Raw genomic sequence first — 24,278 nt, forward strand, 5'->3', positions numbered from 1 at the left:
CATGCAACAGACTCAAAACACCACCCTGCTGATCATCGGTGGCGGCCCCGGCGGTTACGTCGCGGCCATCCGTGCCGGGCAACTGGGCATTCCCACCGTGCTGGTGGAAGGCCAGGCACTGGGCGGCACCTGCCTGAATGTCGGCTGCATCCCGTCCAAGGCGCTGATCCATGTCGCCGAACAGTTCCACGCCACGCAAAGCTACAGCGGCGATACCTCGCCACTGGGGATCAAGGTGTCGGCACCGACCCTGGATATCGGCAAGAGCGTCGAGTGGAAGGACGGCATCGTCGACCGCCTGACCAGTGGCGTCGCGGCGCTGCTGAAGAAGAACGGGGTCAAGGTCATTCATGGCTGGGCCAAGGTGATCGACGGCAAGCACGTCGAAGTCGACGGCCTGCGCATCCAGTGTGAACACCTGCTGCTGGCCAGCGGTTCGCAGACGGTCAACCTGCCGATGCTGCCGGTGGGCGGCGCGGTGATTTCCTCCACCGAAGCCCTGGCCCCGACCTCGATTCCCAAGCGCCTGATCGTGGTCGGCGCCGGCTACATCGGCCTGGAGCTGGGCATTGCCTACCGCAAGCTCGGCGCAGAAGTGACGGTGGTCGAGGCCCGCGAGCGGATCCTGCCGACCTACGACCGCGAACTGACCCAGCCGGTGGCCGAGTCGATCAAGGCCCTGGGCATCAGCGTGCTCCTGGGCCACAGTGTCGAAGGCTTCGATGCCGCGACAACCACCCTTGAGGTACGCGATCCCCAGGGTGAAACCCTGAAGCTGGCGACCGATCAGGTGCTGGTGGCCGTCGGCCGCAAGCCGCGTACCCAGGGCTGGAACCTCGAGGCGCTGGCCCTGGAAATGAACGGCGCGGCGATCCGCATCGACAACCGTTGCCAGACCAGCATGCGCAATGTCTGGGCCATCGGCGACCTGACCGGCGAGCCGATGCTGGCCCACCGCGCCATGGCGCAAGGCGAAATGGTTGCCGAACTGATTGCCGGCAAGCACCGCGAGTTCAACCCCACGGCCATTGCCGCCGTGTGCTTTACCGATCCGGAACTGGTGGTGGTTGGCAAGACGCCGGATGAAGCCAAGGCCGCCGGACTGGACTGCCTGGTGTCGAACTTCCCGTTCGCCGCCAATGGCCGGGCCATGACCCTGGAAGCGAAAAGCGGTTTTGTGCGGGTGGTGGCGCGGCGTGACAATCACCTGATTGTCGGCTGGCAAGCGGTGGGTGCCGGGGTCTCGGAACTGGCGGCCGCCTTTGGCCAGTCGCTGGAAATGGGCGCGCGCCTGGAGGATATCGCCGGGACCATACATGCCCATCCGACCCTGGGTGAAGCGGTGCAGGAAGCGGCCCTGCGGGCGCTGGGGCATGCGTTGCATGTCTGATGGCGTACCCGTTTCAACCGACTGACACCACCCCATGTAGGAGCAGGGCTTGCCAGCGATGAGGCCCTCAAGCCTTGCAGCGTCAGGACTGACGCCTTCGCGGGCAAGCCCGCTCCCACAGGGTTGCAATCTTGTGCTCAGCCAGGCGCCTTTGTGGGAGCTGGCTTGCCAGCGAAGAGGCCCTCAAGCCTTGTAGCGTCAGGACTGACGACTTCGCGGGCAAGCCCACTCCCACAAGGTCCGTGCCGGGTTGCAATCTTGTGCCCAGCCAGGCGCCTTTGTGGGAGCTGGCTTGCCAGCGATGAGGCCCTCAAGCCTTGCATCGTCAGGACTGACGACATTGCTCCTACAGTGGCGTGTCGTATACACAACTCCCGGCGCTCATTCGAAAAGCATCAATCCCGATAATCCGGCGCCACCCGATCCAGCAGGCGCAGCATCGCCGACCACGCCAGCTCCATGGCGTCCGGGTCGGTCAGTTGCCCTTCCTCCACCGGCCGCCCCGGATCGTTGAACTGGCGCTCGGTATGCGCACAGACTTCATGGGACGGCAACACCAGCTCGCCACAGGCCTGGGCGGTGACCTGGATCTGGCAAGCCTTTTCCAGGTAGTACATGCGCAGGAACGCCTGGCCCACCGTCTCGCCCACGCTCAACAAACCGTGATTGCGCAGCACCATCACCGACTTGTCCCCCAGGTCGTGCACCAGCCGTGCCTGCTCATCCATGTCCAGCGCTACGCCTTCATAGTCGTGGTAAGCCGTGCGTCCGTAGAACTCCATGGAGATCTGGTTCACCGGCAGCAGCCCGCACTTGAGGGCCGCCACCGCGCAACCGGCCCTAGTATGGGTGTGCAGCACACAGTGGGCATCCTTGCGCGCGCCATGGATCGCACTGTGGATCACGAAGCCGGCCGGATTCACCGGGTACGGCGAATCCTCCACCGCCCGGCCGTCCAGATCGATCTTCACCAGGCTCGACGCGGTGATCTCCTCGAACATCAGTCCGTAGGGGTTGATCAGGAAATGGTGATCCGGCCCGGGCAGGCGCAGGGAGATATGGGTGAAGATCAGGTCGGTCATGCGAAAGTGCGCAACCAGGCGATAACAGGCCGCCAGTTGCTCGCGCAATTGGCGCTCGATGGCTGCCGGCGCGGCAGCGGTATGCAGAAGGTCGTTCAAGCGGAGGACTCCCTCAGGCAGGTGGATCGGCTCAGGCCGACGGTGCGCCACGGCAGCGCCCGACCCTGGCTACTTTACTGGCTTGCCCACACATTGAAAGGCCCTTGGTGTTCTGATTTGTGAGCATCCGATATCTTTAATAGTAAAAATATAAGTTGATTTTTTACTACAGGTAAATTTTCATACAAGAACAATAACAACTGCCCGGCCTCGATTCCGGGCCGCCCGGAGTGTCGCCATGCCGTCGTCCCCGCACGCCTTCGCCCACCTGTTCGAACCGTTGCAACTGCGCGGCAAGCGCCTGAAGAACCGCATCATGTCCAGCGGGCACGACACCTCCATGCCGACCGACAACCTGGTCAACGAACAGTTGATCGCCTATCACCGGGCTCGCGCCGAGGGCGGCGTCGGCCTGATCGTGCTGCAGGTGGCCGGGGTCCACGACAGTGCGCGCTACACCTCCCATGTATTGATGGCCACCGACGATGCCTGCATCGACGGCTACCGGCGGCTGGCCGAGGTCTGTCATGCACAGGGCACGGTCGTGCTGTCCCAGGTATTTCATCCCGGCCGGGAAATCATGGAGTCCAGCGACGGCTTGCTGGCCGTCGCCTACTCGGCGTCCAGCGTGCCCAACGAGCGCTTCCGGGTCATGCCCCGGGCGCTGGACCAGACGATGATCGACGAGATCGTCAGCGGTTATGCCGCCGCCGCCCGGCGCCTGCACCGGGCCGGCATCGACGGCGTGGAGGTGGTCGCCAGCCACGGCTACCTGCCGGCGCAATTTCTCAACCCACGGGTCAACCGGCGTACCGACGGCTACAACGGCGACCTCGACCAGCGCCTGCGTTTCCTGCGGGAAGTGATTGCGGCAATACGGGCGGCCAGCGACCCGCAGTTCATCATCGGCCTGCGGATCTGCGCCGACGAGCGCGATCCCGAAGGCCTGACCGAAGACGAATCCCTGGCCGCCGTGGTGCGACTGCAAGGTGAACTGGACTACGTGCACATCGTCGCCGGCACCTCGGCCTCCCTTGGCGGTGCGATACATATCGTGCCGCCGATGGCCATCGAGGCGGCGTACCTGGCGAAGGAAGCCGGGACCTTCAAGGCCAGTCTGTCGATTCCGCTGTTCGTGACGGGGCGGATCAACCAACCCCAGGAAGCCGAGCTGATCATTGCCCGCGGCCAGGCGGACGTGTGCGGCATGACCCGCGCACTGATCTGTGATCCGCAGATGCCGAACAAGACCGACAGCGGCCACAGCGAAGACGTCCGCGCCTGTATTGCCTGCAACCAGGCCTGCATCGGCCACTTCCACAAGGGCCTGCCGATCAGTTGCATCCAGCATCCGGAAACCGGTCGCGAGTTGCAGTACGGACAGTTGATCGCCACGGCCAGACGCCAGCGGGTGATGGTGGTCGGCGGCGGCCCCGCGGGGATGAAGGCCGCGGCCGTCGCGGCTCAACGCGGCCATGAGGTGACGCTGTACGAAGCCGGGTCGCAACTGGGCGGCCAGGTCCTGCTGGCGCAGTTGCTGCCACGACGCAGCGAGTTCGGCGGCGCCAGCACCAACCTGCAACGGGAGATGGAGCTGGCAGGCGTGCGGGTACTGCGCAATACCCGGGTCGACCGGGCGCTGGTGGAGCGCGAGCGGCCGGACCAGGTGATCGTCGCCACGGGGGCCGAACCCTACTGGCCGCCGTTCGAGCGCGGCGGCGAACTGCAGGTGGTGGATGCCTGGCAGGTGCTGCGTGACGAGGTGCCGATCGGTCGTTCGGTGGTGGTGGTCGACTGGCGTTGCGACTGGATCGGCCCGGGGATTGCCGAGCGACTGGTGCGCGCCGGGCATCAGGTACGGCTGGCGGTCAACGGCACCCATTGCGGCGAGAACCTGCCCCTCTATGTGCGCGATCAACTGGCGGGCGAACTGCACCGCCTAGGCATTGCCATCACCCCCTATGCCCGGCTCTATGGTTGCGACGACAGCACCGTGTACCTGCAACACACCGCCAGCGGCGAGCCGATGCTGTTCGAGGACGTCGATACCCTGGTGCTGTGCCAGGGCCATCAACCGGTCGACACCCTCGGCGACCAGTTGCAGGGGCTGGTGGAATTTCGCCGGATCGGCGACTGCCTGGCGCCGCGTACGGTGGAAGAAGCGATCTACGAGGGCCTGAAGGTGGCCTGGGAGATCTGATACCCCACACCATCCCCTGTAGGAACCGGCTTGCCGGCGATGAGGCCCCCGAACCTTGCATCGCCCCTCGGGACGCCATCGCCAGCAAGCCGGCTCCTACAAGGTTTCGTTGCACCTCAATAAGCACCAAGTGCCTTATACTGCGGCCCTTTCAAGGATCGGAGCTGGTCATGAGCAACGCCCCAACGCCCGCCGGCGACAGCACCGCAGCGGGCCCGCAGTTTCTCGGCACGCGTATTCGCGGCCTGCGCAAAAGGCGCGGCATGACCCTGACCGAACTGGCGACCCAGGCCGAGCTCACCGCCGGCTACATCAGCCAACTGGAACGCAACCTCGCCTACCCGTCGATCCCGGCCCTGTTCAATATCGCCCGCAGCCTGGGCGTGACCATCCAGTGGTTCTTCGCCAGCGAAGCCACCACCGCTCCCGAAGACAACGGCTATGTGGTGCGCAAGAACAGCCGCCTGAGCGTGCACTACGAGGACGGCATCGTCGACCAGTTGCTGACCCCGCAACCCAACCGCCAGCTGGAAATCCTCCACTCGCGCTTCCCGCCGGGCACCTACAGCCAGCAAAGCTACAGCCATGAAGGCGAGGAAGCCGGCTACCTGTTGTCCGGCGTCTTCGAACTGTGGGTCGGCGAGCGGCATTTCCTGCTGGCCGAAGGCGACAGTTTCAGCTTCTCCAGCCAGGAACCGCACCGCTACGGCAACCCCGGCGATGTCGAGGCCGTGGTCATCTGGGTCATCACCCCGCCAACGTTCTAACGGAAAAGGTATCGCCATGAGCACGGAACAAGCACCCGCGCTGAAGGAAATCTTCAACAGCGAACGCCTGCAGCATATCGCCAGCGAAATGCGCGCGGTGTACCCCGATTTCGACAGTGCCGGCTTTCTCGGCCTGACCCACCAGGGCCTGGACGAACTGTCGATCATGCAGCGCCTGGCCAGGGTCAGCGAGAGCCTGCACGCCGTGCTGCCACTGACCTACAAGCAATCGCTCAAGGTGTTGCGCCAGCTCGCCCCGCGCCTCAACAGCAGCTTTGTCACCCTGTGCCTGCCGCATTATGTCGCCAGCTACGGGGCGAAGGATTTCGATCTGTCGATGGAGGCCCTGAAGTACTTCACCACCTTCGGCTCCGCCGAATTCGCCATCCGCCACTTCCTGCTCAACGATTTCGAACGCACCCTGGCAGTGATGGAAAGCTGGGCCTCGGACACCAACGAACATGTCCGGCGCCTCGCCAGCGAAGGTTCGCGACCGCGCCTGCCGTGGTCGTTCCGACTGGCACGGATCCAGGCCGACCCAAGCCTGGCCGCCGGCATACTCGAGCGACTCAAGAGCGATGACAGCCTGTACGTGCGCAAGTCGGTGGCCAATCACCTCAACGATATCACCAAGGAACATCCCGACTGGGTGCTGGACCTGATCGAAGGCTGGTCGCTGGAAGACCCACGTACCGCCTGGATCGCCCGACATGCCCTGCGCAGCCTGATCAAGCAGGGCAATCCACGGGCCCTGGCGCTGATGGGCGCAGGCGCCAAGGCCCAGGTCGAGGTGCTGGAACTGAAGGTCGAGCCGGCAGTGATCCGCCTTGGCGACAGCGTCACCCTCTCCTTCACCCTGGCCTCCACGGCACCGGCCAGCCAGAAGCTGGTGATCGACTACGGCATCGACTACGTGAAGGCCAACGGCGGCACCTCGACCAAGGTCTTCAAGCTCAAGACCCTGCACCTGGCCGCGGGCGCGAGCGAAACCCTGAGTCGGCGCCAGCACATTCGTGAACTGACCACCCGCAAGCACTACAGCGGCCATCACGCGGTGCACCTGCTGATCAATGGCGAGCGCCTGGGCAGCAGCGGCTTCGATATTCTCGAATAAACTCCCTGGAGCCAGCTTGCAGGCACACCGCGTTATCGTTCATCGCTGGCAAGCCAGCTCCCACAAGGTTTCAGGCACGACGCTATTTTGCGGTGAGACACCGACCCGTGGGAGCCGGCTTGCTGGCGATGGCGATCTCAAGGTCGGCGCCTACCGATTGTGCTTCACGCAACTGAAGGGTGTTGCAGTAGAATCGCCGCCTAATTTTTTCAGGGCCCCGCCATGACCTCTCACCAGACTCCGCCCACCGCCGCGCCCCAGGCCAACGAACTGATCCTCGGCCTGGAAGACCGGCCCCGGCTGCTGATCGGCCTGCTGGCTGCGCTGCAGCACCTGCTGGCGATCATCGTGCCGATCGTCACCCCCGGCCTGCTGATCTGCCAGGCCCTGGGCGTCTCGGCGCGGGACACCAACCTGATCGTCTCGATGTCGCTGGTGATCTCCGGGATCGCCACCTTCGTCCAGTGCCGGCGCTTCGGACCCTTCGGCGCCGGCTTGCTGATCGTCCAGGGCACCAGCTTCAACTTCGTCGGCCCGCTGATTGCCGGCGGCGCCCTGATGGTCAAGCAAGGCACGCCGGTGGAAGCGGTGATGGCGGCGATCTTCGGCGTGGTCATCGCCGGTTCGTTCGTCGAGATGGGCATATCGCGCATCCTGCCTTTCGTCAAGCGCATGATCACCCCGCTGGTGACCGGCATCGTCGTCCTGATGATCGGCCTGACCCTGATCAAGGTCGGCCTGATCAGCATGGGCGGCGGCTTCAGCGCCATGGGCAACGGCACCTTCGCCAACGGTGAGAACCTGCTGCTGTCCGGGGTGGTGCTGGCGATCATCGTCGTGCTCAACCGCATCCCGCTGGTGTGGATGCGCAGCTGCGCGATCGTCATCGCCCTGGCCGCCGGCTATGCCCTGGCCGGTTACCTGGGACGCCTGGACTTCACCGGCATGCACGAAGCACCGCTGTTCCAGGTGCCGACACCGCTGCACTTCGGCCTGGACTTTTCCTGGGCGCTGTTCATTCCGATGCTGGTGATCTACCTGGTCACCTCCCTGGAAGCCATCGGCGACGTCACCGCCACCAGCAAGGTGTCGCGCCAGCCGGTGGAAGGTCCGCTGTGGATGCAGCGGATCAAGGGCGGCGTGCTGGTCAACGGCGCCAACTCGCTGCTGGCCGGTGTCTTCAACACCTTTCCCAGCTCGATCTTCGCCCAGAACAACGGCGTGATTCAGCTGACCGGGATTGCCAGTCGGCATATCGGCAAGTGGATCGCCCTGATGCTGGTACTGCTGGGCCTGTTCCCTTCGGTCGCCGGGGCGATCCAGGCCGTGCCGGAGCCGGTACTGGGGGGAGCGGCCATGGTCATGTTCGGCGCCGTCGCGGCCTCGGGCATCAACATCCTCGCGAGCATCACCCTCGACCGTCGCGCCCTGCTGATCATCGCCGTGTCCCTGGCACTGGGGCTTGGCGTTTCCCAGGTGCCGGAGTTCCTCGCCCATATGCCGGCGGCGCTGCGCAATGTGCTGGAGTCGGGTGTTGCCACCGGCGGCATCTGCGCCCTGGTGCTGAACTGGTTCCTGCCGGAAACCAAGGCCGGCGCCTGAACCTTCAGCCGCCTACAGCCTTCAGCCACCTATCTGAGACTGCGCAGGGCAAACCTCGCAGTCTCCTGCAGGACCTGAACCGGTGCCCCGGCCTTGGCACTGATCTTCAGACCGCCCAGGCTGCTCATCAGGTAGCGGGCCGCGGCGGGGATATCGATCTCGCGGTCGATCTCCCCCGCTTCCCGAGCTTCGTGCAACGCCCGTTCGAACGCCGCCATCAAGGTCTGCGCCGCGCTCTCGCGCAGTTGGTTGATCTCGGCATCCTCGACGCCGAACTCACAGACCGCGTTGACCCCCATGCAACCGGCGGTCCCCTCCGACTGTACCCGTGAGACAAACGCCAGCAGGGCCGACTCCAGGCCGGCCAGGGGCGAAGCCCCCTTGCCCAGCTTGAGGATCAGGTCACTGACGCTGTCGGCGATGTACTGCCGCATGGCGTGCATGTACAAGGCACGCTTGTCGCCAAAGGTGTTGTACATGCTCTGCCGGCCAAGCTGCATGGCCTGCATCAACTCGTCGGTGGACGCCGCGCTGAAACCCTTGTCGCAAAAGACCCGGATCGCCTGTTGCAGCGCCTGTTCGCGGTTGAATGCTCGGGTTCTGGCCATGCTCGTTCTCGTCGTTCAAGGCAGGCTCCGACGGTCTGCGCCGCCGGCTGCCATAAACCGTGCATGATACGGCGCCTTCGGCGCGGCGTCTCGCCTCAGGCCAGGTAGCCGCCATCGACGCTCAGGCTCGTGCCGGTGACAAACGACGCCCCCGGACTGGCCAGATAGGCCACCATGTCGGCGATCTCCTCGCCGCTGCCCATGCGCTTGAGCGGCACCAGGTTGCGTACCGCCTCGTGGTGCGGGCCATCGGCCGGATTCATGTCGGTGGCCGTGGGACCGGGCTGGACCAGATTGACCGTGATGCCCCGCGGCGCCAGGTCCAGGGCAATGCCCCGGGTCAGCCCGACCAGCGCCGACTTGCTCATCGAATACACGCTGGAACCGGGAAACCCCGAACGCTCGGCCACCACGCTGCCCATCAGGATGATCCGGTCGCCCTCGGCCATGTGCCGCGCGGCGCACTGGGCGGCGACAAAAGCCGCGCGGACATTGATGGCGAACGTCCGGTCGAAGTCCTCCAGCTTGAACTCGCCGATCCCTCCGAGCAGCAGAATCCCGGCGTTATTGACCAGGATATTCAGGCCACCCAGGGTCTCCACGGTCTGGCTCACAGCCTGTTCGATGGCTTGCGCATCGGCACTGTCGGCGTGGATCGCCAATGCCTTGCCGCCCTCCGCCTCGACCGCCGCCACCACTTCCCGGGCCTTTTGCGCGGACGCCGAATAGGTGAACGCGACCTGCGCGCCCTCGCGCGCCAGGCGCTTCACCACCGCCGCGCCGATACCACGGGAACCGCCTGTCACCAGGGCGACTTTATTTTTCAGGGACTGGAATTCGGACATCATGACGCATCACCTATTTTGGATTAATAAATCCAAAATATCAGCTTAACCACTACCAGGAGAATACCAACCTGAAAAATAATTGATTAAATAATCCAAAATAACATCATGAAAAACTGCCCACCCGGACGAAAAACGCCCCGAAAAAGTTCAGTTCTTAAATTTAATTTCATCCGTTCCAGCCCCGCTTTGACTCAGAACTGTCACATCGCCACCCCTTAATTGTTTCAAGAGTTTGCTGCTCTTATTTCAATTCTGTGACCAGGATCCGAACCAATGAACAAGCTGTTTAGTCCTATGATGGGCGCCGCTCTGGCGAGCGTCATGATGTCTGCCCACGCGGATTTCATCGATGACAGTCACGCCGACGTGACCCTGCTCAACCGCTACCTCAACCAGGAGGGGCGTGACATCAGCGGCAGCAGTGCCAAGGCACATAGCATTCGTGACTGGGGTCAGGGCTTCCAGTTCGACTTCAAGTCCGGCTACACCGAAGGCACCATCGGCCTGGGCCTGGACTTGCAGGCGTTCTACGGCCTCAAGCTCGACTCGGGTGGCGACCTGAACGACAAGGATCACCAGGGCCGCTACCCCGGCAGCATGTTCCCCCTGGATGACGGCAAGTCCGCCGACCAGTTCGGCGTGCTCAGCCCGACCTTCAAGGCGCGCTTCCTGAAAGACGAACTGCGCATCGGCACCCTGTACCAGAACAACCCGATGCTGGCCAACACCGACGGCCGCCTGTACCGCCAGACCAACACCGGCGCGCAACTGGTGTCCAAGGACCTGGATAACTTCACCTTTACCGTCGGTGATATCACCCAGACCAAGATTCGTAACGAAACCGGCGACACCGGCATGATCACCGCCGGCGGCACCAAGAAGAGCGATCGCTTCCTCTACGGTGGCGCCGACTACACCGGCCTTGCGGGTACCACCCTGAGCGCCTGGTACTCGAACCTCGAGGACTACTACCAGCAGGCCTTCCTCGGCGCCAAGCGCCATGACGCCTTGCCGGTCGGTGCCATCGACAGCGACTTCCGTGCCTATCGCAGCATCGGCACCGGTGGCAACAGCGATGGCGACAGCCAGTTCGCCGCGTCCGGTTTCTATGGCGACGGTTCGACCAAGGGCCGCATCAACCAGTCGACCATCAGCTTGCTGGAAAGCTACACCCTGGCCGGTCACACCATTGGCCTGGGCGCACAGAAGAACAGTGGCAACAGCGACTTCCCGTACCTGGATTCGGGCCTGAACAGCGGCGACAACCGCCAGGGCCCTGGCTCGGGCGCGGATACCCCGGCGCTGACCAACCTGCAATTGAACAAGTTCCAGCACGCGGGTGAGCGCACCTGGCTGGCGCAGTACAAATACGACTTCGCCCAACTGGGTGTCGACGGCCTGAAGTTCGCCGCGACCTACGCCCATGGCGACCAGGTGCGTACCCCCGCCAACCGCGATGCCAGCGAATGGGAACGTGACATCTCCCTGGCGTACGAAGTACCGACCGGCCAGTTGAAAGGCCTGGGCGTGAAATGGCAGAACGCCCACGCGGCGCCGGAAATCACCGGCCAGACGATTCAGGACGAAAACCGCTTCTACGTCAGCTACGTGATTCCCCTCTGGTAAGAAACCAGGCAGGGGCGCCCATGGCGCTTCTGCCTGCTTTACCGGGCGTTCAACAGAATATCGGCCGCGTCATCGAATGCAGGCTTTCACTGAGCAACGCGACTGCGGCACGGATACTTTCGCTCTGTCGGTGAACCGCAAACAGGCCATAGTTGACGCTCAATCCCGGCCCACCGTTCGCCGCCGCCAATGAAACCACCCGCATGGTCTCGGGCCGGATACTTTCAGCCGGTAGCAGAGCCACCCCCAGCCCATTTTCCACGGCCGCCGTGATCACACCAATATTGGGGCTCGTCACCGCCACGCGAAAATCGCGTCCCGCCTGTAGCAGGGCGTCGAACATCAAGCGTCGCCACGAGCAAGGCTCGGCATACACGATCACATCGAGTGGTTGCGCCGGATCGATCTCCTCGTCGATCGCGCAGACCCAGTACAGGTCAACATTCCATGAGCGCAGCGGATCAGCCGCGAACGCCGAACTGACCCCGATGGCCACATCAAGCACCCCTTCATGCCAACGCTCGGCAAGCGCATCGCCGTGTTCCACGCTGATTTCCAGGTGCATGTGGGGACAGGCTCGACGCAACCGCCCCAGGGCAGCCGGCAAAGTCGATATCGCGACATTCTCCGAAAGGCCGATACGGACATTGCCCATCAAGGTCCGCTCTTTCAGCCGTGCGGCCACGGCGTCTCCCAGCGCGAGGATACGGGTCGCGTAACTGAGCAGCAGTTCGCCCTCGGTCGTCGGCACCACGCCACGCCCCGTCCTGTGCAGGAGCCGCTGCCCCAGCAGTTCCTCGAGCCTGCGGATCTGCGCGCTCAACGCCGATTGCGCCCTGCCCGCCTGATTGGCGGCGCCACTGAGGCTGCGATGCTGGCAAACCGAGACGAAGGTACGCAACAGATAGGGGTCGAAGGCATCGGATATCATGTTTCGATTAACTCTGATTGATTCGATATAAGCCTATTTGAATACCCTGCCAATGACTACCATCACCCCTCGAAAGGTTTTCCATTCATCAGGAGCGTATCCATGAGCAATAACCAGAACCCGCGCATCGTGCTGGCCACACGTCCCGAGGGGCTTCCAAAACCGACCGATTTCCGCCTGGAGTACACCGATATCCCAGCCCCGGGCGAGGGTCAGGTGCTGCTCGAAAATCTGTACCTGTCTCTTGACCCGTACATGCGCGGACGTATGAGTGCAGCCAAGTCCTATGCCCAGCCGATAGGCATCGGTGAGGTGATAGTGGGGGCCACGATCGCCCGGATAAAACAGTCGCGTCATCCACAATGGCGCGAAGGCGACATCGTATTGGCCGATGCGGGTTGGCAGCATTTCGCCCTGTCGAACGGGCAGGAGTTGCGACTTCTGGACCCGGCCATTGCTCCTCCCACCACGGCGCTCGGCGTGCTCGGCATGCCTGGCTTCACCGCCTACGCCGGCTTGCGTAATATCGGTCAGCCAAAGCCCGGGGAAACACTGGTGGTCGCGGCGGCCAGTGGCGCAGTAGGCTCCGTGGTCGGCCAACTCGCCCGTATCCAGGGCGCACGCGCCGTGGGTATCGCCGGTGGAGCGCAAAAATGTGCATTCGTGAAAAATGAACTGGGATTCGATGCCGTCGTCGACCACCAGGCGCCGGACTTCGCCGAGAAGCTGGCCGAAGCCTGTCCGAACGGCATCGACGTGTACTTCGAGAATGTATCGGGAGCCATCTGGGATGCGGTCAGGCCGCTGCTCAATGACTTTGCGCGCATTCCGGTCTGCGGGGTGATCGCTCACTACAACGATGCGTCGCCGAGTGCCAGCGTTGATCGCCTCCCCGCGACAATGCGTGACATCCTCACCAAGAGCCTCACCGTACGCGGTTTTATCCAGCACGAATTTGTCGATCGGCAGCAGGCTGATTTCCTGAACGAGGCCGCGCAGTGGATTGCCCAGGGCAAGCTGAAATGGCGCGAGGATATCGTCGATGGCCTGGCCCAGGCACCGCAGGCTTTTATCGGGCTATTGCAGGGCAAGAACTTCGGCAAACTGATCGTACGCCTGGCGGATCTCTGAACCCGCCCGACAGCGGCGAACCCGCACGCGCTGGTCTCATCCAATGAGCCGGCGCGTGTGCTCATGCCTGCTCTTGGCCCCCCTCAATTCCCGGAACAACCACTGCCCCAGGTCTTGTAGTTGTACTCCTTGATCTCGCCACTCGGGGTCTTGTAGGTCATCTTGGCGTCGACGATGCCACAGGCATAGGGATCGGAATCCACCCGGATCACTTCGGCCACATCCTTCTTGTCCAGGGCAAAGGCCTGGGCACTGAAAAGAAAAACCGCCACGGTCAAACACTTCGCATAGATCTTCATCGCAACTCACTCAAGAGGAAAAATACTCGCCGACATGAACTGTCGGGCAAAAGTTTCTGAGTGAAGAGTCGCCATCGCGCATTATCCGTAAATTAAGAGGACCATGAAAAAACTTAAACAAATCATTATAAATGACTTAACGATTTGTTAATTATCCACACGCCAAATTTCGCCACTTATTCCAACTGGAAGATGACGAAATACTCATGAAAACCACCCCACCCACAAAGAATACGATCAGGCACCTTGTCCGCCTTGCAACCTGCCTCCCCAGCCCACGCAGTCTTGGCCACTGGGCACCGCTGACCCTGCGCCTGATCGTCGGCTACGGTTTCATGGCCCACGGCCTGGCGAAACTGTTCAGGGGGCCGGAAGCATTCACCGTTATTCTTCAGGCCATGCACTTTCCCGCCGCCGCTGTTTTTTCATGGCTGACCGTGGCGATTGAAATATTCGGCGGACTGGCGATATTACTGGGGGCCTTTGTCACACTGGCAAGTATCCCGATGATCATCACGTTATTAGTGGCTACTTTCACAGTGCACTTGCCTTATGGGTTCAGTTCCATAAAGTTGTTATCCATCGGCCCGAACGGCGCACTCTTCGGCCAGCCGGGCTATGAAACCGATCTGCTCTATCTGGCCGCGCTGATCACACTGGTCATCGGCGGACCGGGCCCCTTCGCCATTGACCATCTTGTCAGGCGCTGGGCAAAAGGCTCCGGCAGAACTGCCGAGGACCTGCGATAATTGCCGTCAACTCCTGCAAGGATGTAGACCATGACGCGATGGAACAGGTACCGCAGCAGTGCCCTGGTGGCGCTGTTCATCATCCTCGTCAGCCTCCTGGCGTTCCTGCTGGTCAAGGTCTACTCACGGGACACCTCCACCTACTTCGAATCACGCGACCTGCTCCGCCAGCTCAAGCAACTGGACGGCAAGCTCGATGCGAAGGTGCTCAAGGCGCGGATCAGCGCCGAGTACAATTACAACCTGCTCACCGGTTCGACCACGGAGTCGAGCCGCCGCTGGGAGCAGTTGGTGACGCTGAACGCGACACTGGACGATTCCCCCATCTGGCAGGCCCGGAAAAAAGCCTACCTCGACGCCACGGCGGAAAAGAACAAGCTGATCGAGCAGTTCCAGTTGCAGAACATCACCCTGCGCGATGACCTGGAAACCCTGTCGTCCATAGAAGAAACCATTCAGAAAGAGCTGGAACCTTCCAGCGTCGAACACCCGGTAGCCACGCTGACCGTGCTCTACAGCGCCTCGAAACTGACCTTGGGCACCCTGGAGTACGCCCAACACGCCTCGAATGAAAAAGCCGAGCGGATTCAGGGCCAGATCGACAACCTGACCACCCAGAGGAGCGCCCTGGCGACGACCTTGACCCCCTCGCTCGACAAGCTGGTCGAGCAGGTCAACCTGATCGTGCGCGAACAGCCCCTGGCCAACGACCTGCTTGACCGCATCGGCTTCATCCCGGTTGCCTCCAGCCTCGACGCCATCAACGAATACCTCAATGAAAGCCAGCGGCGCGCCGACCTGCAGAGCCACCAGGACCATCTCTACCTGACCCTGTGCGCTGCCTGCATGGCGTTGCTGGTGTTCTACCTGATCATTCGCCAACTGCGCAGCCATGCCCTGATCAACCAGATGAACAGCGCCCTGCAGGCCGCCAACGAGCGCCTCGAACAACGGGTGGAAGAACGCACCCGCGAACTCAGGGAGGCCCAGAGCGAACTGCTCGACACCGCGCGCATGGCCGGCATGGCAGAGATCGCCACCAACGTCCTGCACAACGTCGGCAACGTGCTCAACAGCGTGAACATCTCCGCCGACCTGGTCAGCCGCAAGGTCCGCGCGAGCAAGGCGCAGGGACTGGGCAAGGCCGTGCAACTGATGAACGAGCATGCCGACGACCTGGGGCACTTCGTCAGTCAGGATGAAAAAGGCAAGCTGCTGCCCGCCTATCTCGGCCAGCTGGTCACGGCCATCGGCACCGAGCAGGCGGAGATCGTCCAGGAACTGGCACAACTGAGCAAAAGCGTCGACCACATCAAGGAGATCGTCGCCACCCAGCAGTCCTATGCCGGGGCGGCCAGGCTGCTGGAGCCGCTGAACATCACCGACCTGCTCGAAGATGCCCTGCGCATGAACTCGGGCGCCCTGACCCGACACCAGGTCACGGTGCTCAAGGATTACCAGGACGTGCCCACCCTGCTGGGCGACAAGCACCGCCTACTGCTGGTGCTGATCAACCTGATCAGCAACGCCAAGTATGCGGTGTCCGACCTGTCGAACCGTGAACGCGACATCACCCTCGGCGTCAGGGTGGTCGACGGCACGACCCTGCGCATCAGCGTGAAGGACGATGGCGAGGGGATTGCGCCGGAAAACATCTCGCGGATCTTCAATCACGGCTTCACCACGCGCAAGGACGGCCACGGCTTCGGCCTGCACAGCTGCGCCCTGGCGGCGGTCGAGATGAACGGTCGCCTGTACGCCCATAGCGACGGACCGGGAAAAGGGGCCTTGTTCACCCTGGAGATTCCCCTCACCCTGTACCGCAAGGAGGAACATCCCGCCGTGGATGCAACCTCTTCATCCAACGCCTGAACCACCCGCCAGGAGTCATGCGGATGCTGCCCTCATCACCGACCCTTTCCGGTAATCGCCTGCACCTGCGCCGCCTGCGTGGCCGGGTCGGCCTGGCCCTGGTGGCCAGCCTGTCCTTCCTCGCAGGCATGACCGACGCCATCGGCTTCATGGCCACCGGTGACTTCGTGTCCTTCATGAGCGGCAACACCACACGCCTGGCGGTGGCGATCAGCGAAGGCGACCTGTCCATGGTGCTGCGCCTGTTCGCGGCGGTGGCCGCCTTTATCGCTGGCAATGCGCTGGGGGTGGTGGCCGGGCGTGCCGGCGGTCGACGCTCCCTGCCTTTGCTGCTATGCATCGCCACCTTGCTGTGCGTGGCCGCGGCGCTGCCCTTCCAGACCCGGGTACCGGCGCTGCTGACCGCGATCATCGCCATGGGCATGCTCAATGCCGCGGTGGAACAGGTCAACGGCCTGCCCATCGGCCTGACCTACGTCACCGGCGCGCTGTCACGCTTCGGCCGCGGCCTGGGGCGGCGACTGCTGGGCGAAAAGCGCGATGGCTGGCGGGTGCAGTTGGTGCCGTGGAGCGGCATGCTGCTGGGCGCGGTATGCGGCGCCGTGCTGGAACGCCAGCTGGGTGTCCAGGCCTTGGTGGTGAGTGCAGCAATCGCCACGGTGCTGGGGCTGCTGGCGCTGAAAATCCCCCATCGCTGGCAAAAGGATTTTATGCCTCGGTGAGGCCGGGCAAGCTGTCAGCCATCAGCCAGCCACCGTATGAGGAATCAGGTTCTTGTCATCGAGCCGATGAACTACCGTCTTCCCCCGGCAGACTGGCTGCACCACAACCTGCAAGAAAGCATGAAAAGAGAGTAGTCTTACCGCCGCCAATACAAGGATCCGGATAAGGCTGTCATGAGTCAGAAGTTGCTCAACGAAACCAGTAAATTCCTCAGCTACGTGCTGCGCCACGAACCTCACAGCATCGGCCTGCAACTCGATCCAGAGGGCTGGGCCGACCTCAGCGCCCTGATCGAGGGTGCGGCAAAAGAAGGTCGTACACTGGAACTCGCGACCATCGAAGCGGTGGTATCCAGCAACGACAAGAAACGCTTCGAATACTCCCCGGACGGATTGCGCATCCGCGCGGTGCAGGGCCACTCGACACCAGAAGTCAGCCGCCAGTACCCACGAAAAGTCCCTCCCGAAGTGCTCTATCACGGCACTGCGACACGGTTTCTCGAATCCATCGAGCAACAGGGCCTGATCGCCGGAAAGCGTCACCTCGTGCACCTGTCCCATGAAGTCGAGACCGCCACCGCCGTCGGCCAGCGTTACGGCAAAGTGGTGGTGCTGACGATCGATGCGCAGCGGATGCATGAACAGGGCCTGCGGTTCTACCAGGCCGAAAATGGTGTCTGGCTGACTGAGCATGTGCCAGTGGCGTTTATCCAGTTCCCTTGATTTTCTCCAACTTCCAGGCGTGATTGCACACCCTCTCAGAGACCACGGAATGTCTGGCAATATCGGGCAGACCGTTCGCCCTCAGGAGCACTGATACCCTCATGCCCCCTCTTCGCCAGATTCACGCGCAGTACGATGACAAGACCATTCGTGTCTACCAGGCCTATTCGGACGCCATAGCCGAAGCCGCCCTAGCCCACGGAACCTTTGTCTCACCGCCGTTCAAGATGGAACGGATGACCTGGATAAAACCCTCCTTCCTCTAGATGATGTACCGATCCGGCTGGGGCCTCAAAGACGCCGGACAGTCACGCACTCTGGCAATCGATATCTCCGGTGAAGGTTTTGAATGGGTATTGGCCCATAGCTGCCCGAGCCATCCTGAAGAATCGATGAACAAGGAGCAGGCCTTGAAGGAAGATGCACCAGTACGCATCCAGTGGGACCCGGCAGAACTGCCGGATAGCTTGAAAATAAAAATCGATCTTAGCCTACGGTGATAATTACGAACAGACAACGATCAAGCAAGGGCACAGCCCGAGCGAATCAGAGAGGGCAAATCGTCCGGCCACGGCATCAACAGTAACTCATACGCCAGCACACGCAAAGAAGGTTAAGTAAGTGCCATTCAAATCCGCCCCCTTTTTCCCAGCCCCTTTTTCCCAATTTATTCGTAAGAAGCTAAACTCTTAGTCGCCTGATGCAAAGCAGTCATAAGATCTTCAAGTTTGAAACTCCATTCACCGCCCTCAACAGGGGGATAAATTTCTATTTCAATTGGTTTTCCTGGCTCATGTGATACCTCAGCCAACTGACTCGATCCCGCCCAAATCTCGAATACACAATTCTCTCGATCTGGAGGGCTTGTTATTACAGTAGATAAAACATTCATGACTTCGGTGGCTCCAATAAACCAATAAATTTTCCATTCGAATCATAGCGAAGCCCACGGCCATCGGGGCAATCATATCCATGACCGTCCCAAATCTACCGGTTTCTTTACAGGTTACGGTGGTCGCCAGATTGTTCAAGATCTCGTCAGCTATTTTTTGACCTTCTTCCTTTAACGCTAGGAAACGCACTACCTTCACGATTACCGTGTTTTTGGAGTGCTCGACCAGTCAGTGAAAATTGTCCTGATTTATCGGCTGAATCAAGCAATTTTCCTGCATTCGACAAATCATCAATGCTTTTCCCAGCGAACGCACGACCTTTTGCACCAACTAAATTTTAAGAGACACAGAAAATTCTGGCCCGAGCTCCCCCCTCAAACTTATAACTAATCGCTCCCCCTCCAACTTGAACTCACGCTCCAACTCCTCACTCTTGAACCCGGAGTTCGGCGGATAATCAACATCCAGTGTTTCATCATAAATGGCGGCCCACTTTAACAGACGCTCCTGAAGCTCTTTAGAGATCGGAAGCTCGCAAGGAGCCATGTCCCCATATTCGCCCGGGGACATATTCCAAATCGGATAACACTGATAATCCGCCATTAATTTTATACATTTCACTTAACGCTCCCCCTTGGATTTGCTCCGACAACAAAGCCGTTATCACCAACAGTCACAGCTATTCGCTGCGTCTGACCGTTAATATTTAACTCATAAACTAGGCACCCAACTCCAGAGCCTTGATAACCAACGAGCTTACCCTCAGAAACCGCCCTCATCACTACTCCCGGAATCTGAGCCTCTGACACACCCATCTGAGCGAATTGGCTACCATGCTCCTCAATGATGTGCTGCAACCCAGCTTTTGAGTTTCCGGTCTCTAGGAATACAACTTTCCCGCTAGAACTGCGAGTCGTTGCGATGACATTCTCTGGGGTAAATCTCACACCATTAGCAGTTAACTCATCAAGCAAAGATGTGTTCAACGTGCCTTTTGCACCAACTAGTCTCAGGTATTTTTAAAAAATTTCATGCCTAAGCAATTCAAATTCAGCACACTGCCTCATCGCTTTTTCTATATCAGAAGAGCAGCCTGTAGCATTTACATAGAGCAAAATATTATGCTCCGGGTATTTTTGCTCTGCTGGATCGCCGTCAAACGGATCAATATTCAACTTTAAAATAAAATTCTCGGAATCGCTTCCGCCCCACATGTAGTAAACACCGCCTTGATAAGAACTATCTCTTTCTTCGAAAACTTTCCCTAGCGCTCTTTCCACATCGTCTTTTGCCGACATAAGACTTAATTTTTTCGCACCATATAAATCATACGACATAGTCATTTTGGCAACACCATACTTGGGGCACGACTTGCGGCTGTTGACGCAGAGTCATAAATCATGAAATTAACTTCACGTCCTGCTTGACCGCTCAGCTTACTCGATAAATCCTTTAGGCCAAGGGCTTGCAAGTCTCTCGCACTCAACGGCCCCGTACGAGTTCCACCACTCCTCAAACCTATCCCTAAGGATTGAGCACGCTGCAAAAGCTCTGGACTGGCCAGCGTTATATCAAAGTCACTCACCCTACCAATGTCAAATTCTTGCCCTGTTTTAAAGTTCTTACCTGTTACGGCACTTCCCTGAAGAATTGGCTCGACATTACCATAGCCAGCGCGTGCCAAACCATCTCGCGTATCTGTGCCAAAACGTACAAAATCCTCTGTGTTTGAAAACCTTTTGGAATTACAGGCGCTTTTGCTCCACCACCAGCAACAAGCTCCGCACCAGCCTTACCAAAAAATCTCTCAAAAACCGTTCCAAGGATCTTACCAACCGGTTCCAAAGCCCTACCAACCGGAGCAAACGATCCAACAAACAACGCATCGTCCAGAGCCTTGGCATCAACTGCCGCCAGCCATCTTTTGGTTTCGCTATCCTGTAGGTCTATATTAGCGCCTATCGAGTTACACTCTGCATCAGCGCAAGGTAGAAATCTAGGGGTGAAAGCCTGACCCGCAACCTCTACTGGCTCCCTGTATCTACCTTTTTCGTCAAGAGCCCGCCCGCTAAGCTTGTAAGGTATGACTCAATGTCTACCCCTCGTTGAGTCGGCTTAAGATTCCAAACCTCTGAAAGATTCGGCGTGAGATCTTTTGGACCAATGAATCCGAGAGAAACCCTCGGGGTTTATCCCCAATCATTTACACCATGTAACCCGCAGATCTCATCTGCGTAAGCACCGCCTCATCAAATTGCTGATCAGATATACCTCTAATCGATTTGGCGCTCTTCCATTTCCATATTACAGGAAGAATTCTGCTATCCAAACGATCAAATTCTTCAAAAAAAATATCTGCTAAAGCGTATTTATCTAAATCAGGAACGACCTCCAGCATCATGTTCAACACAATGCTTGGCGACTTTCCGTCAAGTATTTGTGCTAACAAATGTATATTTTCCGAAAGTGACATAGTAATCTCGCCAATGGTGTCAATTTTTTTCGACCTTCGTATATCCGTATTTTTTGGATATTTGGCCTGTCCATGTATTCAAAGCAGCATTTTCTTTTGACATTCTATTGGCAAAATTCTGCAGATACTGAGCAGTATTACGCTGTCAGTACCCGCCTCCCAAGCCGCACGGATTTTATTGACCTGGATGCCTTCATTGCCGAGGCGTTGCATTGCGCTGGCGAACATATCAGTGCCTGATGCATCGTAAAAGGGATGATTCTGTGCTGCACGAATCTCAAATCCCAGCACTCCCGTTTTATCCACATTCACGACCAATCCTGCTACGCCCTCAGGATTGCCGTATCTAAGAGTAGTACCCCCGTTGGACACGCTCATCATAAAATCATTTGTGACATCTACTTTGGGAATGGGTGGCTCAATTCTCCCCAATTCTCCTTTTAGACCATTAAATCAGACCAAGCTCTCGCAACCTTGCCTCGCTTACAAACTCCAGCCCCCCGATCTCGACTTTAGATCCATCTGAGTAATGGGCGTGACCACAGACATTGCACTGAAAAGCCAATAATCCATTCTGTTTTCCTATAAAAATGCGCATACCATGAGACTCACACCTAGGTCATTGCCCATCAATTTCGATAGTAATCAACTCTTCTATCGTATCGCGCAAAAACCGCGCAATAGCCTCTACATCTTTAGCCTGATAACCTAAAATTACTTTTCTAAAGTGAGCTATATCGCCAATTCCAAAAGCCGAAAACTCGACGGGCATCAACTTCTCATTTACATTCGAAAGCTCATCAAAATTATAGGCAGAGAACGGTTCAACAGCGAAACACCCATAATTACGCCTTAACCACAAAAGAATCAACTCAAGTATATCCATCACGGTTGATTCATCACTCAAAAATGTCACAACCGATTGAAACTCATGCCAGATTTTCGGAGAGAGAGATCGCCTTAATTACCCACCCTAACCGGAAAAGTTATGATCATTGCCAGCTTTGTCGGTAAACACTTTTATCACAGAAGTGGGGGGCGCCTCCATCCTTCAGCGTAGTAGTGCCACCCCCCCACATCAACTGTTCTAACAAACTGGCCATCTGGGAGTGCCATAACCGGAGACCTCACGACATCACTGCTCTGCAAAATCCCTTTCAGCTCATCTGGAGCAATCGTAAACACCGAACGCGAGCTGGTAATTTCTCTACCGAAATGGCCATCAAGAACATGATCGAACCCCGCAGACACTGGATTGCCATTATCCCGAAGAGGGGTGGTTTCTATACGACCGTTAGCAACGTTTATACGAGACTGTACACGGCCAGAAACACCTTCCACAGTATTTAGGGCCAACAGTATCACCCGACGCGAATTTCGTTGTCTACACGCGCAACGCCTGACAGGACGCGGCCTGCGAGCCGGTCGGCCTAGCTGATGCGCGCTCACCGAATAAAACCACCCCGACGCGGGTTTTGAACCCGTCACAGCTCTCCCTGGATGACCCAAACCAGCCGACGACAAAAAGCCCCTGGCGGTTCGGTGGCGAAGCCATCGGACCGCCAGGGGCCAACAAGCGCAGCGCGTTAGGCTTTGGGGTTCAAAGGGGTTTCCCCTTTGGTACGGTCGATTGTTGACTAATGGCGCAGCCCATTTGTAAACAGTCGGTAACGTGCCTCACCAGAAAGCCTGCTGGCGTTATATTCCGGGGAGGTTGCTCTGATTGCTCTGATTGGCGTTAATTTTCTTAATTTGCACTAATCAAGAAAACTCGCATTTTTGAGAGACGCTAATCCAACTGAGTATCGGGGGCACAGCCCTCATCAGGAGTTGGGGAGACCGACTGCATGCAGGCGGTGGCCACAAAACATTTCCTGTCCGACAGTTCATCTAGATTTGCATCAGGCATAAACCGGATAACCAATTTCTACATATAGAAAATACCCACCTCGCAAGAGGTGCGTGTTGTGTATTGAGATTTTGCTCCCGTTAAGGAGCGAGAAATCATGCTCAAAAAGGGCGTATTGAGCAGTTAGACCGTAGGTCGTCAGGGTGGGTGCAAAAGGGATGCAACTTGACTGCAGAAAGGGTGCAGCTTGAGTGCAAAAGGGCTACAGGATGGGTGCAGGAAGGCGGCAAAAGGGGTGCAGACTGGGCACAAAAACACCGGCACAAGGCCGGTGTTAGCGTGGTACAAAGTTAGGGAGCTTCAGTTAAGCCATATTAATGATTGGACTCGAAATTCGACTAGGAGAGTCCGTTCATGCAATTGAATCCTTAGCCTAGCATTCATCAGAAAGTCTTTACTCTTCATCCCAAAAATTTCCGGGAGGCGCATACTTCCCACCACGTAAGACAGCGCACCAGCCGTAACTTCTATAAAACATCTCAAGATCAACGATCTTGTAAATGCCTTCATTAATTTTCTGCAATGTAATCAAACCATTAGCAAAATGCGTATATCGACCTCCCACCCCGGCAACGGCTCTTAACTCCAGCTCTCTACGATCCCATTCTGATACCACCCCCGATGACTCAGGAACAGTATCCGAAAACGAAATCTCAAATTCTTTTGAAACCTTGCAAAAGCAGGGTATTCGTTCCTGCCTGAGTAATTCATCCGTGATCATGTTTTCAGGGAAGTCGATATTTAATTTCACTTAAGTGCACTCCGAGGAACAACAACCTCACCTGAAAAATTTCTTTGAAAGGTACTGACGGGACTAAAATATTGGGTCCCATGCGGATCGCGAATAGCTACAACGGAGATTCCATTTCTAGTTGCAACCCCATCCACCACAACAAAATGGGAAAAGTCAGTACCTTTCGTGTTGTCAACAATGCGGACAACCACCGGAGTTCCATCACCGGTGTACCTAGCCAAATCAGCAACATTTCTGCTCCCAAAGGCACTTGCAGGAACACCTTCAGAAGTCATCAGGCTTGCAACATCTCGAGCGTAAATCCCACCCTCAGAAGGCGCAATCCTTTGGATAAGAGATCCGATATCAACCTCCTTGCCCAACGTATCCAAAACCATACCGCAAGAGTTGTGTCCGCAAGTAGGCACGGGCCCTTGGTTCACGACCAGACGATCACCATTTTTCGGAATTGAATCATCAAGCAATGGGTTTTTGGGAGGTGCGCCA

The 24,278-nt window shown here is 58.6% G+C and carries 23 protein-coding genes and 1 pseudogene; 12 read left to right on the forward strand and 12 right to left on the reverse strand.

Annotated elements, in window-relative coordinates; translation table 11 throughout:
• The first annotated feature begins 1 nt into the window (after position 1).
• Complete coding sequence (gene lpdA / locus HX881_RS31145) at positions 2–1,390, forward strand: dihydrolipoyl dehydrogenase (RefSeq protein ID WP_177088409.1); 1,389 nt, start codon at positions 2–4, stop codon at positions 1,388–1,390.
• A 395-nt stretch (positions 1,391–1,785) separates the two neighbouring features.
• On the opposite strand, the gene HX881_RS31150 is transcribed toward lpdA, so the two are convergent.
• The gene (locus tag HX881_RS31150) at positions 1,786–2,571 is read right to left on the reverse strand and encodes a class II aldolase/adducin family protein (protein WP_017128215.1); all 786 of its coding nucleotides are present in this window, start codon (positions 2,569–2,571) and stop codon (positions 1,786–1,788) included.
• A 238-nt stretch (positions 2,572–2,809) separates the two neighbouring features.
• Between HX881_RS31150 and HX881_RS31155 the strand changes: the two genes are divergently transcribed.
• The 4 genes from HX881_RS31155 to HX881_RS31170 all read left to right on the forward strand — a co-directional run bounded on the left by HX881_RS31155 (position 2,810) and on the right by HX881_RS31170 (position 8,254).
• Complete coding sequence (locus tag HX881_RS31155) at positions 2,810–4,771, forward strand: oxidoreductase (protein WP_177088411.1); 1,962 nt, start codon at positions 2,810–2,812, stop codon at positions 4,769–4,771.
• A 170-nt stretch (positions 4,772–4,941) separates the two neighbouring features.
• On the forward strand, positions 4,942–5,538 hold the full coding sequence (locus HX881_RS31160) for a helix-turn-helix domain-containing protein (RefSeq protein WP_177088413.1): 597 nt from the start codon (positions 4,942–4,944) through the stop codon (positions 5,536–5,538).
• A gap of 16 nt (positions 5,539–5,554) precedes the next feature.
• Positions 5,555–6,652 (forward strand): DNA alkylation repair protein, encoded by a 1,098-nt coding sequence (locus HX881_RS31165; protein ID WP_177088415.1) that lies wholly within the window; start codon positions 5,555–5,557, stop codon positions 6,650–6,652.
• A 222-nt stretch (positions 6,653–6,874) separates the two neighbouring features.
• Positions 6,875–8,254, forward strand: coding sequence for a nucleobase:cation symporter-2 family protein (locus HX881_RS31170; RefSeq protein WP_177088416.1), 1,380 nt, complete (start codon positions 6,875–6,877; stop codon positions 8,252–8,254).
• A gap of 29 nt (positions 8,255–8,283) precedes the next feature.
• Here the strand turns inward: HX881_RS31170 and HX881_RS31175 are convergent, their stop codons facing one another.
• Together HX881_RS31175 and HX881_RS31180 are read right to left on the reverse strand one after the other, a co-directional pair.
• Positions 8,284–8,862: a TetR/AcrR family transcriptional regulator gene (locus tag HX881_RS31175; protein ID WP_177088417.1), complete on the reverse strand. Its 579-nt coding sequence runs from the start codon at positions 8,860–8,862 to the stop codon at positions 8,284–8,286.
• Positions 8,863–8,957: 95 nt separating this feature from the next.
• Entirely contained in the window at positions 8,958–9,710 is a 753-nt protein-coding gene (locus HX881_RS31180) for a 3-oxoacyl-ACP reductase family protein (protein WP_425503556.1), read from the reverse strand.
• Positions 9,711–9,983: 273 nt separating this feature from the next.
• Between HX881_RS31180 and HX881_RS31185 the strand changes: the two genes are divergently transcribed.
• Positions 9,984–11,336 (forward strand): OprD family outer membrane porin, encoded by a 1,353-nt coding sequence (locus HX881_RS31185; RefSeq protein ID WP_017128208.1) that lies wholly within the window; start codon positions 9,984–9,986, stop codon positions 11,334–11,336.
• Between the two features lie 49 nt (positions 11,337–11,385).
• On the opposite strand, the gene HX881_RS31190 is transcribed toward HX881_RS31185, so the two are convergent.
• A complete protein-coding gene (locus HX881_RS31190; protein WP_177088418.1) occupies positions 11,386–12,267 on the reverse strand; it encodes a LysR family transcriptional regulator in 882 nt (293 codons plus the stop codon).
• A 102-nt stretch (positions 12,268–12,369) separates the two neighbouring features.
• Between HX881_RS31190 and HX881_RS31195 the strand changes: the two genes are divergently transcribed.
• Complete coding sequence (locus tag HX881_RS31195) at positions 12,370–13,398, forward strand: NADP-dependent oxidoreductase (protein ID WP_177088419.1); 1,029 nt, start codon at positions 12,370–12,372, stop codon at positions 13,396–13,398.
• A gap of 83 nt (positions 13,399–13,481) precedes the next feature.
• On the opposite strand, the gene HX881_RS31200 is transcribed toward HX881_RS31195, so the two are convergent.
• Positions 13,482–13,670, reverse strand: a complete 189-nt coding sequence (locus HX881_RS31200; protein ID WP_343054880.1) for a DUF2790 domain-containing protein — start codon at positions 13,668–13,670, stop codon at positions 13,482–13,484.
• Between the two features lie 233 nt (positions 13,671–13,903).
• On the opposite strand from HX881_RS31200, the gene HX881_RS31205 reads away from it, so the two are divergent.
• From HX881_RS31205 to HX881_RS31225, 5 genes and pseudogenes are all read left to right on the forward strand, one after another.
• On the forward strand, positions 13,904–14,446 hold the full coding sequence (locus HX881_RS31205; protein ID WP_177088421.1) for a DoxX family protein: 543 nt from the start codon (positions 13,904–13,906) through the stop codon (positions 14,444–14,446).
• A gap of 30 nt (positions 14,447–14,476) precedes the next feature.
• A complete protein-coding gene (locus HX881_RS31210) occupies positions 14,477–16,318 on the forward strand; it encodes a DAHL domain-containing protein (RefSeq protein ID WP_177088422.1) in 1,842 nt (613 codons plus the stop codon).
• 23 nt (positions 16,319–16,341) lie between these two features.
• On the forward strand, positions 16,342–17,040 hold the full coding sequence (locus HX881_RS31215) for a YoaK family protein (RefSeq protein ID WP_370590961.1): 699 nt from the start codon (positions 16,342–16,344) through the stop codon (positions 17,038–17,040).
• 174 nt (positions 17,041–17,214) lie between these two features.
• Positions 17,215–17,763: an RNA 2'-phosphotransferase gene (locus HX881_RS31220; protein WP_177088425.1), complete on the forward strand. Its 549-nt coding sequence runs from the start codon at positions 17,215–17,217 to the stop codon at positions 17,761–17,763.
• Between the two features lie 101 nt (positions 17,764–17,864).
• Positions 17,865–18,263: pseudogene (locus tag HX881_RS31225) on the forward strand (DUF4291 family protein).
• A 167-nt stretch (positions 18,264–18,430) separates the two neighbouring features.
• Here the strand turns inward: HX881_RS31225 and HX881_RS31230 are convergent.
• The 7 genes from HX881_RS31230 to HX881_RS31260 all read right to left on the reverse strand — a co-directional run bounded on the left by HX881_RS31230 (position 18,431) and on the right by HX881_RS31260 (position 24,214).
• A complete protein-coding gene (locus HX881_RS31230; RefSeq protein WP_177088426.1) occupies positions 18,431–18,655 on the reverse strand; it encodes a hypothetical protein in 225 nt (74 codons plus the stop codon).
• 1,020 nt (positions 18,656–19,675) lie between these two features.
• Positions 19,676–19,999 carry a hypothetical protein gene (locus HX881_RS31235; RefSeq protein WP_246356622.1) on the reverse strand — a complete coding sequence of 108 codons (324 nt, stop codon included), beginning with the start codon at positions 19,997–19,999 and terminating at the stop codon, positions 19,676–19,678.
• A gap of 860 nt (positions 20,000–20,859) precedes the next feature.
• A complete protein-coding gene (locus HX881_RS31240; RefSeq protein ID WP_177088427.1) occupies positions 20,860–21,129 on the reverse strand; it encodes a hypothetical protein in 270 nt (89 codons plus the stop codon).
• Positions 21,130–21,207: 78 nt separating this feature from the next.
• Positions 21,208–21,507, reverse strand: a complete 300-nt coding sequence (locus HX881_RS31245) for a hypothetical protein (protein WP_177088428.1) — start codon at positions 21,505–21,507, stop codon at positions 21,208–21,210.
• A 241-nt stretch (positions 21,508–21,748) separates the two neighbouring features.
• Positions 21,749–22,018: a hypothetical protein gene (locus tag HX881_RS32930; protein WP_246356623.1), complete on the reverse strand. Its 270-nt coding sequence runs from the start codon at positions 22,016–22,018 to the stop codon at positions 21,749–21,751.
• Between the two features lie 1,414 nt (positions 22,019–23,432).
• Positions 23,433–23,789: a hypothetical protein gene (locus HX881_RS31255; RefSeq protein ID WP_343054882.1), complete on the reverse strand. Its 357-nt coding sequence runs from the start codon at positions 23,787–23,789 to the stop codon at positions 23,433–23,435.
• Positions 23,786–24,214: a cysteine peptidase family C39 domain-containing protein gene (locus tag HX881_RS31260; RefSeq protein ID WP_177088429.1), complete on the reverse strand. Its 429-nt coding sequence runs from the start codon at positions 24,212–24,214 to the stop codon at positions 23,786–23,788. Before HX881_RS31260 ends, HX881_RS31255 begins: the two co-directional genes overlap by 4 nt.
• Between the last annotated feature and the right edge of the window lie 64 nt (positions 24,215–24,278).

The organism is Pseudomonas gingeri (assembly GCF_013386115.1).
GTDB classification, from domain to species: Bacteria; Pseudomonadota; Gammaproteobacteria; order Pseudomonadales; family Pseudomonadaceae; genus Aquipseudomonas; species Aquipseudomonas gingeri.

What these genes read in the sequence shown, in the direction of transcription:
- HX881_RS31240 (WP_177088427.1), bottom strand. Translation starts at nt 21,129, where the DNA reads ATGTCACTTTCGGAAAATATACATTTGTTAGCACAAATACTTGACGGA.
- HX881_RS31210 (WP_177088422.1), top strand. Translation starts at nt 14,477, where the DNA reads ATGACGCGATGGAACAGGTACCGCAGCAGTGCCCTGGTGGCGCTGTTC.
- HX881_RS31235 (WP_246356622.1), bottom strand. Translation starts at nt 19,999, where the DNA reads ATGACTATGTCGTATGATTTATATGGTGCGAAAAAATTAAGTCTTATG.
- HX881_RS31185 (WP_017128208.1), top strand. Translation starts at nt 9,984, where the DNA reads ATGAACAAGCTGTTTAGTCCTATGATGGGCGCCGCTCTGGCGAGCGTC.
- HX881_RS31230 (WP_177088426.1), bottom strand. Translation starts at nt 18,655, where the DNA reads ATGAATGTTTTATCTACTGTAATAACAAGCCCTCCAGATCGAGAGAAT.
- HX881_RS31195 (WP_177088419.1), top strand. Translation starts at nt 12,370, where the DNA reads ATGAGCAATAACCAGAACCCGCGCATCGTGCTGGCCACACGTCCCGAG.
- HX881_RS31170 (WP_177088416.1), top strand. Translation starts at nt 6,875, where the DNA reads ATGACCTCTCACCAGACTCCGCCCACCGCCGCGCCCCAGGCCAACGAA.
- HX881_RS31220 (WP_177088425.1), top strand. Translation starts at nt 17,215, where the DNA reads ATGAGTCAGAAGTTGCTCAACGAAACCAGTAAATTCCTCAGCTACGTG.
- lpdA (WP_177088409.1), top strand. Translation starts at nt 2, where the DNA reads ATGCAACAGACTCAAAACACCACCCTGCTGATCATCGGTGGCGGCCCC.
- HX881_RS31165 (WP_177088415.1), top strand. Translation starts at nt 5,555, where the DNA reads ATGAGCACGGAACAAGCACCCGCGCTGAAGGAAATCTTCAACAGCGAA.
- HX881_RS31190 (WP_177088418.1), bottom strand. Translation starts at nt 12,267, where the DNA reads ATGATATCCGATGCCTTCGACCCCTATCTGTTGCGTACCTTCGTCTCG.
- HX881_RS31175 (WP_177088417.1), bottom strand. Translation starts at nt 8,862, where the DNA reads ATGGCCAGAACCCGAGCATTCAACCGCGAACAGGCGCTGCAACAGGCG.
- HX881_RS31155 (WP_177088411.1), top strand. Translation starts at nt 2,810, where the DNA reads ATGCCGTCGTCCCCGCACGCCTTCGCCCACCTGTTCGAACCGTTGCAA.
- HX881_RS31215 (WP_370590961.1), top strand. Translation starts at nt 16,342, where the DNA reads ATGCTGCCCTCATCACCGACCCTTTCCGGTAATCGCCTGCACCTGCGC.
- HX881_RS31205 (WP_177088421.1), top strand. Translation starts at nt 13,904, where the DNA reads ATGAAAACCACCCCACCCACAAAGAATACGATCAGGCACCTTGTCCGC.
- HX881_RS31160 (WP_177088413.1), top strand. Translation starts at nt 4,942, where the DNA reads ATGAGCAACGCCCCAACGCCCGCCGGCGACAGCACCGCAGCGGGCCCG.
- HX881_RS31180 (WP_425503556.1), bottom strand. Translation starts at nt 9,710, where the DNA reads ATGATGTCCGAATTCCAGTCCCTGAAAAATAAAGTCGCCCTGGTGACA.
- HX881_RS31245 (WP_177088428.1), bottom strand. Translation starts at nt 21,507, where the DNA reads ATGAGCGTGTCCAACGGGGGTACTACTCTTAGATACGGCAATCCTGAG.